Genomic DNA, 10,018 nt, shown 5'->3' with positions numbered 1-10,018 from the left:
GGCAGCCGGGCATGGCGATCGATGTCCTCACTCAGGGTGTCCGCGCCCTGGTTCGACGAGATTCGGCGGTGAGAGTTCCTGGCTCCCGGGTTCTTCCCCGGTGACAGTGGCGGGACCGCGCCGGATTCGCACCGGCTTCCTCTCTTGCCGCCGTACATGGCCTGGGCAGTCCACCACGCGCCCGGAACGGCCGTCAACTTGCCGTTGACCTGCGCGGGGAGAGTGTGCCGATCCCCACACCGCGGCTGCGCCGGGGCGCACGCAAAAGGGCCCCCCTCACGACACGAGGGGAGCCCAGGCGGCCGGTGCTTCCAGCGAAGCGCGCGGTCAGGACTTGGAGACGATGAGGACGATGCCGTACGCCACCGCCGCCGCGCACGCGGCGAAGCAGACGTAGGCGCCGGTGACCGCGAGGGCGGCGGAGCCACCCTGGGCCGCGGCCTTCTCGCGACGCGCCAGACCGTTGACGCCGAGGGTGAACAGGGCCACCAGGCCCACCGTGAACGCGAGGCTGACGCCGAAGACGGAGCCGAGGGCCGACCAGTCGATCTTCATGGGGTTGCTTCCTTGGGTACCGGTGTGGCCGGGGTCAGACGGTGGCGGCCGGCGGGACGGCCTCGGGCGTGGGCTCGGCGGCGGCCGGGGCCGGGATGGTGGCCGTCAGGTCCTCGCCGATCGTGCCCACCGGCGGCGGGGTCACGGCGGCGATGGCGGTGGTCACCACACCGGCCGGCTCCGGGTCCACGACGTTGGTGTGGTCGACGACCTCGCGGCGGGAGAGCTTCCAGATGCCGGCGCTCGCGGCGACGAGGAAGACGGCGACCACCGCGGTGCCCCAGTCGCCGAGGTCCGTGACGGTCTCGGCGCCCGCGCCGACCAGCGCGGCGGCCGGCAGGGTGAGCACCCAGGCGACGGCCATGCGGGTCGCGGTGGACCAGCGGACCACCCCGCCCTTGCGGCCGAGGCCCGCGCCCATGACCGAGCCGGAGACGACGTGCGTGGTGGACAGCGAGAAGCCCAGGTGGGAGGAGGCGAGGATGGCGGTGGCGGCGCTGGTCTGCGCGGCGAAGCCCTGGCGCGGCTCCAGCTCGGTCAGGCCCGTGCCCATGGTGCGGATGATCCGCCAGCCGCCGATGTAGGTGCCGAGCGCGATGGCCAGGCCGGCGGAGAGGATGACCCAGGTGGGAGGGTTCGAGCCCGGGGCGATGGCGCCGCCCGCGATCAGCGCGAGGGTGATGACGCCCATCGTCTTCTGGGCGTCGTTGGTGCCGTGGGCGAGGGAGACCAGGCCGGCGGAGGCGATCTGGCCGGCGCGGTAGCCCTTGCGGGTGGCCTCGCCCTCGGCCTTGCCACCGATGCCGTAGGAGAACCGGGTGGCCACCATCGAGGCGACGCCGGCCACGACCGGTGCGGCGACCGCGGGCAGCAGCACCTTGGTGACCAGGACGTCACCGTGCACGGCGCCGAAGCCGGCGGAGGCGACGGCGGCGCCGATCAGACCGCCCATCAGGGCGTGCGAGGAACTGGAGGGCAGGCCCACCAGCCAGGTCACGAGGTTCCAGAGGATCGCGCCGACCAGGGCGGCGAAGATGACCTCGGGACGGATGCCGGTCTCGTCGACGAGACCCTTGGAGATCGTGTTCGCGACCTCCACGGAGAGGAAGGCGCCCACCAGATTGAGGGCGGCGGACATGGCCACCGCGATCTTGGGCTTCAGGGCGCCTGTGGAGATGGTGGTGGCCATCGCGTTCGCGGTGTCGTGGAAACCGTTCGTGAAATCGAACGCGAGAGCGGTCACCACCACTATCGCGAGGATCAGCGAGAAGCTTTCCATTTACCCAGGCAATCGTTCGAGGTCGTTGGCTGGACGAACGTAGGCAACCTGGGTGAACGGAAGATGAACTGAGGCGGGCATGGGGGTGTCAAAAGAGGAGGGTGTGGATTCCGTTTTCCCTCGCCCGGCCTCGGCGGCCCAGGCGCCCCTTGGCTACCGGCCCCGCGCGAGGATCTTCAGCCGGCTCGTGGACCCGTTGAAGAGATTCTGGTCACCCGGCAGCCGGCCCTTGGTCGCGAACTGCCAGAAGGTCCAGTACCGCCACCCGCCCGGCAGCCTGCCCGGCTCCGAGGCGCTGTGCCGGGCGATCCACAGGGCGTGGTTCTTCGAGAACGCGTGGCTGTCGCCGGTGCACTGCCGCCACCACTGGGCGGTCGTGTAGATCACCGGGCGGCGGCCGGTCTCCCGCTTGACCTCGTCGCTGAACGACCGGATCCAGCGGACCATCCGCTTCCAGCCCATCCCGTAGCACCGGTGCTTCTTGTTGTAGGGGTTGTACTCGATGTCCAGCGCCGGCGGCAGGGTGCGGCCGTCCGCCGACCAGTCGCCGCCGTGCCGCACGAAGTAGGCGGCCTGCCGGGCGCCGGAGGACCTGTCCGGCAGCGCGAAGTGGTACGCGCCCCGGTACAGGCCCGCGCGGGCCGCGCCGCCGTACTGCCCGGAGAAGTAGGGGTTGGCGTAGTTCGTGGACTCGGTCGCCTTGACGTAGACGAACCGCGCGCCCGCGGACCGGGCGCCCTGCCAGTCGACGTCCCTCTGGTGCGACGAGACGTCGTGCCCCCGTTGCAGTCCCGAGACCAGGGCCGGAGGTCCGGCGGCGGCGGACGCGGTGCCCGCGAGGGCGAGCGCCGCCAGGGCCGCCGCGAGAACACCGGCGCGGCGACGGAGCAGGGTGCGTTCACGGGCCATGTGTCTCCCCGGGTCTGCGGACGGACGGGTCGTCCGGCGGGCAAAGAGGGACCATTGAAGGCCTGCCGATCACCCGAAACGGCGGCAATTCACGGCGATTCAGCCCGATTTCGCCCGATCGGGGGTGCGGATCCGCGACCGGAAGCGGAGGGCTCCTTGCGGGGGTGGGGCGGGGCAGGGGTGCGGCGGGCGGGGCGGGGTCGCGCGGGAGGTATCGGTGGAGGCGTGCTCGCGGTGGGTGGGCGCCATCGGCGGGGCCGTGCTCGCGGTGGGTGGGCGCCGTCGGCGGGGTTGTGCTTGCGGCGGGCGGGTGCCGTCGGCGGGGCAGTGCTGGCGGTGGGGGGCTTGCGGTGGGCGGCTGCCATCGGTGGGGGGGGGCTCGCGGTGGGCCGGCGCCGTCGGCGGGGCCGTGCTCGCGGTGGGCGGGTGCCATCGGTCGGGCCGAGCTCGCGGTCGGGGCGGTGCTTGGGCGGGCGGGCGCGATCGGTGGGGGCGTGCTTTCGGTGTGCGGGTGCCACCGGCGGGCGGTGCTTGCGGTGGGCGAGTGCCATTGGCGGGGCCCTGCTCGCGGTGGGCGGGCGCCGTCCGCTGTGCTCGCGGTGGGCGGGCGCCATCGGTCGGGCCCTGCTCGCGGTGGGCCGGCGCTATCGGCGGGGCGGCGCTGCTCGCGGTGGGCCTGCGCCACCGCCGGGCCGTACTCACGGCCGGGCCGTGTTCGCGGTCGGAAAAACACCTCCGTGCTCCTCCCGCGGGCTCCCCGCCTGGCAGGATCGCCGCATGGCTGAGCAGCGGTGGGACGCGGAGCACGGGCGGATCTGGGCGGAGCTGGTCGTGACGGCGCGGCGGAGCGTGGCCGACGGGCTGGTGGTGGGCACCTCCGGCAACGTCTCCGCGCGCGTGGGCGACCTGGTGCTGGTCACCCCCTCCGGAGTGCCGTACGACCGGCTGACCCCGGACGACATCACCGGCGTCGACCTCACCGGCCGCCAGGTGCTCGGCGCCCTGGTGCCGACCAGCGAGCTGCCCATGCATCTCGCCGTGTACCGCACCACCGACGCCCGCGCGGTCGTCCACACCCACGCCGTGCACGCGACGGCGGTCTCCACGCTCGTGCCCGAGCTGCCCCTGGTCCACTACATGGCCGCGGCCCTCGGCGGCCCCGTCCGCGTCGCCCCCTACGCCACGTACGGCACCGACGAACTGGCCGAGAACGTGCTGCACGCGCTGGCCGGCCGCTCCGGCTGCCTGCTGCAGAACCACGGCACGCTCACCTACGGCGACACTCTCGACCAGGCCTACGACCGCACCGCCCAGCTGGAGTGGATGTGCCGCCTGTGGCTGACGGCGTCCTCGGTGCCCGGACTGACCCCGTCCCTGCTGACGGAGGCACAACTCGCCGAGACCGGGGAACGGTTGAGGGGGTACGGCCAACGGAGGTGACACCTTGCCGCACAGCACCCCGCTCCGACGCCTCGTCGACCGCCTCACCCGTCGCCGGCGCTCCTCACCCGCCCCCGCCCTTCCACTGGCCGGTGACGGCAACCGCCGGGACACTGGACGCGTGCGCCCCGTCAAAGCGACCGCCCTCACCACGGCCGTGGCCGCCGGCATGGCCGTGGCGTCCGTCGCCGCCGGCCGCCTCGCCAGCGGCGCCGCCCTGAAGGCGCCCGCCGGGCGCCCGCTGCCCACCGAGCCCCGCCTCACCGTGCACGGCACCGCCGCCGGCCAGATCACCCTCACCCGGGACCTGGCCTCGCTGCGCCCCGGCACCTACGGCCTCGCCGGCGACGGCTCCCACGCGGTCGTCGGACCCGTCCTGGACAGCGCCCGGCACACCGCCGACACCGTCGTGCGCCGCCTGGAGCGCGTCACGCACGGCACCCTCTCCTCCGGCGACGCGGTGTGGCTCACCCCGAACCTGTACGTCGGCGATCCGTCCGCCGCCCTCGGCCTCGACCACGCCGACGTCGGGGTCCCCGGCGAAGTCGGCGAGCTGCCCGCCTGGTTCGTGCCCGGCGCCCGGGACACCTGGGTGATCGCCGTGCACGGCCTCGGCACCACCCGGGAACAGGCCATGAACCTGATGCCCGCCCTGCACGCCCGCCGGATGCCGGTCCTCGCGCTCGCCTACCGCGGCGACCCCGGCGCCCCGCGCTCGCCGGACGGCCTGAACCACCTCGGCGAGACCGAGTGGCGCGACCTGGACGCGGCGATCCGCCACGCCGTGCGCAGCGGCGCCCGCCGGGTCGTCCTGCTCGGCTGGTCCACCGGCGCCACGATGGCCCTGCGCGCCGCCGAGCACTCCGCGCTGCGCGAGCACATCTCCGGACTGGTCCTCGACTCGCCGGTGCTCAGCTGGGAGGCCACGCTGCGCGCCCTGGCCCGCGCCCGCCACACCCCGCCGCCGCTGCTGCCGCTCGCCGTGCGCGCCGCCCAGGGCCGCACCGGCCTGTACGCCGACCGGGTCCCCGAGATCACCGACCCCGGCCGGCTCACCGTGCCGACCCTGGTCTTCCACGGCCCCGACGACCGGGTGGCGCCCTGGGAGTTCTCCCGCAGGCTCGCCCGCCGCCGCCCCGACCTGGTCGCCCTGCACACCGTGCGGGAGGCCCCGCACGCGGCGATGTGGAACGCCGACCCGGAGGAGTACCAGGAACGGCTGCGCCGCTTCCTCACCCCGCTGGTGTGACGGCGCCGGGCCCCGGCCCCGGCCGCCCGGCGGCGAGGATTCCGTTTACGGCCGTACGACTGGCCTGATCCCCCCTCCTCGCCGCATCCCGGACCCCGTGCTCTGGCCCGCCCCGTCGCCCGCCGTGACATTCCGTTTGGGTTTTCGGACCGTCAACCGGAAGACTGCACCCGTGACGTCCCGTATCCCGCGCGACTCCAGGCTCCGACTCGTCCGACCGCGACCCCTGGCCGCCGCCCCCAGAGCTGTGAACCAGCGGCGCCCACGCCGCCCCGCACCCCGGCCGCCGGAGGGCACCCCGGCCCCCGCGGAACTGGCCGGAATGGCCCGCGCCCAACTCGCCGGCCCGGTCCGCGTGGCCCGCTGGGCCGACGCCGCGCTCGGCCCCGGCAGCGACGGCGCCACCGCCGACGGCAAGGCCACCCTCTCCGACGCCACCGCCCGGCGCGCCGCCGCCGACCTCGCTCTGAGCGTCGCCCAGGTGCGGGCCGACTGGGACACCGCGCGCCTCGCCGGACTCGTCGAGGTGCACGGCGACCGCGCGCGCCCCGGCTGGCGGCTGCGCGCCTGGAACCGCGATGACAGCGCCGTGCTGCGCGGCTGGGTCGCCCTCTTCGACGCCTGGTCGCTCGCCTCCCCGGAACCCGAGGAGTTCGAGCCGGCAGCCGTCGCCGAGGTCGTCTCGGCCATGCCCCAGGTGCTCTCCTTCCTCCAGCTGTCCGCCGGGCCCGTCCCGGTCGAGCAGCTGCTCGACCTGCTCCAGCAGCGGGTCACCGAACTGCGCACCGAGCGCTGCGAGGTCCCCCTCGACCCCGGCACCGGCCGGCCCGCCGGCCCCGGCACCGGCCGGCCCGCGGTGCCGGGAGCCCGGCAGCCCGCCGGCTCCGCGGCCGCCCGCCCGGCCGTCGCGGCGGCCGGCGACCTCGCCGTGGCCGCACCGGAAGCCCCCGCCTCCACCGGCGACGCCGCGCTCGCGCCGCTGCTCGACTGGGCGCTGCGGGCCCTCGCCGCCGTCGGCGCGCTCACCTACGGCGACGGCCAGGCCACCCTCACCCCGCTGGGCAGCTGGGCGGTGTGGGTCAAGCTGGAGCAGATCTGCGTGGCCGCGCAGAGCCCGGCCGGCAACATCGAGCAGTCCGCCGAGGACATGCTCCGCGGCTGCGCCCAGCTCCGCCCCAACGCCGCCCGCGCCGAGTACCGCGCCTGGCTCGCCGCCCGCACCGTCGGCGACGCCGTCACCGAACTGATCGACGCCGCACGCGGCGAGGACGCCCTGCTGCGCGGGCTGGCCTTCGAGGCGCTGCGCGTCGTGGGCGCCCCCGCCGAGCCCGACGTACGCGCCGTCGTGGAGGAGCCGGCCCTCAGGCCCTACGCCCTGCTGTGGCTCGCCGAGCACGACGGGATCGACCCGGAGGACGCCCACGAGGTCCTCACCCGTCAGGAGGCGACCTGGCTGTGGGTGGACACCGCCGCGGCCGTCGCCGACCACGGGGAGGCCTCGATGCTGGTCCGGCATCTGGAGGCCGCGGTGCAGCCCACCGTCCCGCAGCTGCTCGACGAGGTCCGCGCCGTCGGGCACCCGCGCACCGTGCAGGTCCTGGTGGCGCTCGCCGCCGCGCATCCCGACCCGGCCCTGGCCAAGGCCGTGCGCCGGGCCGCCTTCCAGGTGCACACCGGAGGCTGAACCGGCCGGGAGGTCAGCCGGTGATCTCCGGGGCGTACGTCCCGAAGCTCCACACGTTGCCCTCGACGTCGCGGGCCATGTAGTCCCGCGAGCCGTAGTCCTGGTCGGTCGGGGGCATCAGGATCTCCACGCCGTGCTCCACGGCCCGCTGGTGGTGGGCGTCCACGTCGTCCACGACGACGTACACCCCCGCGGGCCCCGCGTCCTTCATCACCGTGTCGAACAGGCCGCCGCGGCCCTTGGAGCCGATCATCACCGCGCCGTTGCCCTGGACCAGCTCGGCGTGCATCACCGTGCCGTCCTCCGTCTCGTACAGCGACAGCTCGGTGAAGCCGAGCGCCTCCGTCAGCTGCCTGATCGCCGCTTTCGCGTCCGCGTACAGCAGCGTGGGGCACAGGCCCGGCCGTCCGCCGCTCGTGCCTGCCATGCCGATCACTCCTTCGTGCCTCGGATGTGGGGCGTCGCGTTCAGTGTCGCAGCGGCCACCGACAACGCCCGGTGCGCGGCGCCCGCCTCGCCGCACGCCGCACGGACGGCCGCGCGCGCCCGCGACGATCTCCCCGGCCCGCACCGAACGCGCGGACGTAGAAAAACCGCTTGCACGGCCCCGTTAGACTTCATCCCATGGCCATTCTCCTCGCGCATTAGACGGCGGAACGTCCTCAGCCGCCCACCCGCCAATCCCTGTACGCCCTGGAGTCTGTCCGTGATCTCCGCCTCCGGTATCGAGCTGCGCGCCGGTGCGCGCGTCCTCATCGAGAACGCCACCTTCCGTGTCGCCAAGGGCGACCGCATCGGCCTCGTCGGCCGCAACGGCGCCGGGAAGACCACCCTCACCAAGTGCCTGGCCGGCGAGGGCATCCCCGCCGCCGGCACCATCACCCGCTCCGGCGAGGTCGGCTACCTCCCGCAGGACCCGCGCACCGGCGACCTGGACGTGCTCGCCCGGGACCGGATCCTGTCCGCGCGCGGCCTCGACGTCCTGATCCGCAAGATGCGCGAGAACGAACAGCGCATCGCCAACGGCCAGGGCGCCACCCGCGAGAAGGCCCTCAGGCAGTACGAGCGCCAGGAGACGGAGTTCCTCACCAAGGGCGGGTACGCCGCCGAGGCCGAGGCCGCCACCATCGCCGCCGCGCTCAACCTGCCCGACCGCGTGCTCGGCCAGCCGCTGCACACCCTCTCCGGCGGTCAGCGGCGCCGTATCGAGCTGGCCCGGATCCTGTTCTCCGACGCGGACACCCTCCTGCTGGACGAGCCGACCAACCACCTCGACGCGGACTCGATCATCTGGCTGCGGGACTACCTGAAGACCTACCGCGGTGGCTTCATCGTCATCTCCCACGACGTCGACCTGGTCGAGACGGTCGTCAACAAGGTGTTCTACCTGGACGCCAACCGGTCCGTGATCGACATCTACAACATGGGCTGGAAGCTCTACCAGCAGCAGCGCGAGGCCGACGAGAAGCGCCGCAAGCGGGAGCGCGCCAACGCCGAGAAGAAGGCCGCCGCGCTCAACGCCCAGGCCGACAAGATGCGCGCCAAGGCCACCAAGACGGTCGCCGCGCAGAACATGGCCCGCCGGGCCGAGAAGCTGCTCGCCGGCCTCGAAGAGGTCCGCATGTCCGACAAGGTGGCCAAGCTCCGCTTCCCGGAGCCCTCGCCCTGCGGCAAGACCCCGCTGATGGCCGAGGGCCTGTCGAAGTCGTACGGCTCGCTGGAGATCTTCACCGACGTCGACCTGGCCATCGACAAGGGCTCGCGGGTCGTCATCCTCGGCCTCAACGGCGCGGGCAAGACCACCCTGCTGCGGCTCCTCGCGGGCGTCGAGCAGCCGGACACCGGCGCGGTCGTCCCCGGCCACGGCCTCAAGCTCGGCTACTACGCCCAGGAGCACGAGACCCTGGACCCCGACCGCACGGTCCTGGAGAACATGCGCTCCGCCGCCCCCGACATGGACCTGGTCGAGGTGCGCAAGGTGCTCGGCTCGTTCCTGTTCTCCGGCGACGACGTCGACAAGCCCGCCGGGGTGCTCTCGGGCGGCGAGAAGACCCGCCTCGCGCTCGCCACCCTGGTCGTCTCCTCGGCGAACGTGCTCCTGCTCGACGAGCCGACCAACAACCTCGACCCGGCCAGCCGCGAGGAGATCCTCGGCGCCCTGCGCACCTACAAGGGCGCGGTCGTCCTCGTCACCCACGACGAGGGCGCCGTCGAGGCGCTGCAGCCGGAGCGGATCATTCTGCTGCCGGACGGCGTCGAGGACCTGTGGGGCTCCGACTACGCGGACCTCGTCGCCCTGGCGTGATCCACTGCGTATGGATCATTCGGCTCATCCGTGATCCATCATCTGTGTGAGATCTCCTCGTATCGGGGTGTGTCCTACACGGATTTTCCGGCCGATCCCTTGCGCGCCAAGGGGTCGGCCGTTTCGCGTCCCTGACCTGGCACTTCGCGAATCCACCCGTTCGGCCCCAACGACACCACCCTTTGGAATCCTTGATTCCGCTTGTGGGGATCCACTCCTGTCGTCACAACGATGTCTCACGGACCTTGCCGAATGGGTGGCCATCAGGCCCGGGAGGGGTGATCATGAGGAGACCAGAGCGCACTTCCCATGAGGAGGCACGGGTGGCCGAGACTCTGAAGAAGGGCAGCCGGGTGACCGGCGCCGCGCGCGACAAGCTCGCGGCAGACCTGAAGAAGAAGTACGACTCCGGTGCGAGCATCCGAGCACTGGCCGAGGAGACCGGCCGCTCGTATGGCTTCGTACACCGGATGCTCAGTGAGTCGGGCGTCACGCTTCGTGGGCGTGGCGGAGCGACCCGGGGCAAGAAGGCCGCATCGTCCTGACCCCCGGGCGGCCCATCGGCTTCGATGGTGGCCATCCGGCCGGCCTCGCCCC

The 10,018-nt window shown here is 73.4% G+C and carries 9 protein-coding genes and 1 riboswitch; of the genes, 5 read left to right on the top strand and 4 right to left on the bottom strand.

The annotated features are described in order from the left end of the window. Nucleotides 1–49: 49 nt before the first annotated feature. A riboswitch (cobalamin riboswitch) is annotated at nt 50–190 on the bottom strand. Nucleotides 191–327: 137 nt separating this feature from the next. The 3 genes from ACGFZN_RS05880 to ACGFZN_RS05870 all read right to left on the bottom strand — a co-directional run bounded on the left by ACGFZN_RS05880 (nt 328) and on the right by ACGFZN_RS05870 (nt 2,743). After that, entirely contained in the window at nt 328–555 is a 228-nt protein-coding gene (locus tag ACGFZN_RS05880; protein ID WP_393857248.1) for a hypothetical protein, read from the bottom strand. A gap of 34 nt (nt 556–589) precedes the next feature. Then, nucleotides 590–1,834, bottom strand: a complete 1,245-nt coding sequence (locus ACGFZN_RS05875) for an anion permease (protein WP_393857247.1) — start codon at nt 1,832–1,834, stop codon at nt 590–592. A gap of 153 nt (nt 1,835–1,987) precedes the next feature. Beyond that, nucleotides 1,988–2,743, bottom strand: coding sequence for a lysozyme (locus ACGFZN_RS05870; protein WP_393857246.1), 756 nt, complete (start codon nt 2,741–2,743; stop codon nt 1,988–1,990). A gap of 777 nt (nt 2,744–3,520) precedes the next feature. Here ACGFZN_RS05870 and ACGFZN_RS05865 point away from each other — a divergent pair. The 3 genes from ACGFZN_RS05865 to ACGFZN_RS05855 all read left to right on the top strand — a co-directional run bounded on the left by ACGFZN_RS05865 (nt 3,521) and on the right by ACGFZN_RS05855 (nt 7,116). Next, nucleotides 3,521–4,183, top strand: coding sequence for a class II aldolase/adducin family protein (locus ACGFZN_RS05865; RefSeq protein ID WP_393857245.1), 663 nt, complete (start codon nt 3,521–3,523; stop codon nt 4,181–4,183). A gap of 121 nt (nt 4,184–4,304) precedes the next feature. Further along, entirely contained in the window at nt 4,305–5,432 is a 1,128-nt protein-coding gene (locus ACGFZN_RS05860) for an alpha/beta hydrolase (RefSeq protein WP_393857244.1), read from the top strand. A gap of 172 nt (nt 5,433–5,604) precedes the next feature. Then, nucleotides 5,605–7,116, top strand: coding sequence for a hypothetical protein (locus ACGFZN_RS05855; RefSeq protein ID WP_393857243.1), 1,512 nt, complete (start codon nt 5,605–5,607; stop codon nt 7,114–7,116). A 13-nt stretch (nt 7,117–7,129) separates the two neighbouring features. Here the strand turns inward: ACGFZN_RS05855 and ACGFZN_RS05850 are convergent, their stop codons facing one another. After that, on the bottom strand, nt 7,130–7,543 hold the full coding sequence (locus tag ACGFZN_RS05850) for a VOC family protein (RefSeq protein ID WP_393857242.1): 414 nt from the start codon (nt 7,541–7,543) through the stop codon (nt 7,130–7,132). Between the two features lie 279 nt (nt 7,544–7,822). Between ACGFZN_RS05850 and abc-f the strand changes: the two genes are divergently transcribed. Together abc-f and ACGFZN_RS05840 are read left to right on the top strand one after the other, a co-directional pair. Continuing rightward, nucleotides 7,823–9,421: a ribosomal protection-like ABC-F family protein gene (gene abc-f / locus ACGFZN_RS05845; protein ID WP_393857241.1), complete on the top strand. Its 1,599-nt coding sequence runs from the start codon at nt 7,823–7,825 to the stop codon at nt 9,419–9,421. Nucleotides 9,422–9,744: 323 nt separating this feature from the next. After that, complete coding sequence (locus tag ACGFZN_RS05840; RefSeq protein WP_004002281.1) at nt 9,745–9,966, top strand: helix-turn-helix domain-containing protein; 222 nt, start codon at nt 9,745–9,747, stop codon at nt 9,964–9,966. Nucleotides 9,967–10,018 lie beyond the last annotated feature (52 nt).

Source organism: Streptomyces sp. NPDC048192, from assembly GCF_043202415.1.
Classification (GTDB): Bacteria; Actinomycetota; Actinomycetes; order Streptomycetales; family Streptomycetaceae; genus Streptomyces.
Note: the sequence above shows the minus strand (reverse complement) of the source record. Positions and strands in the feature narration are given on the sequence as shown.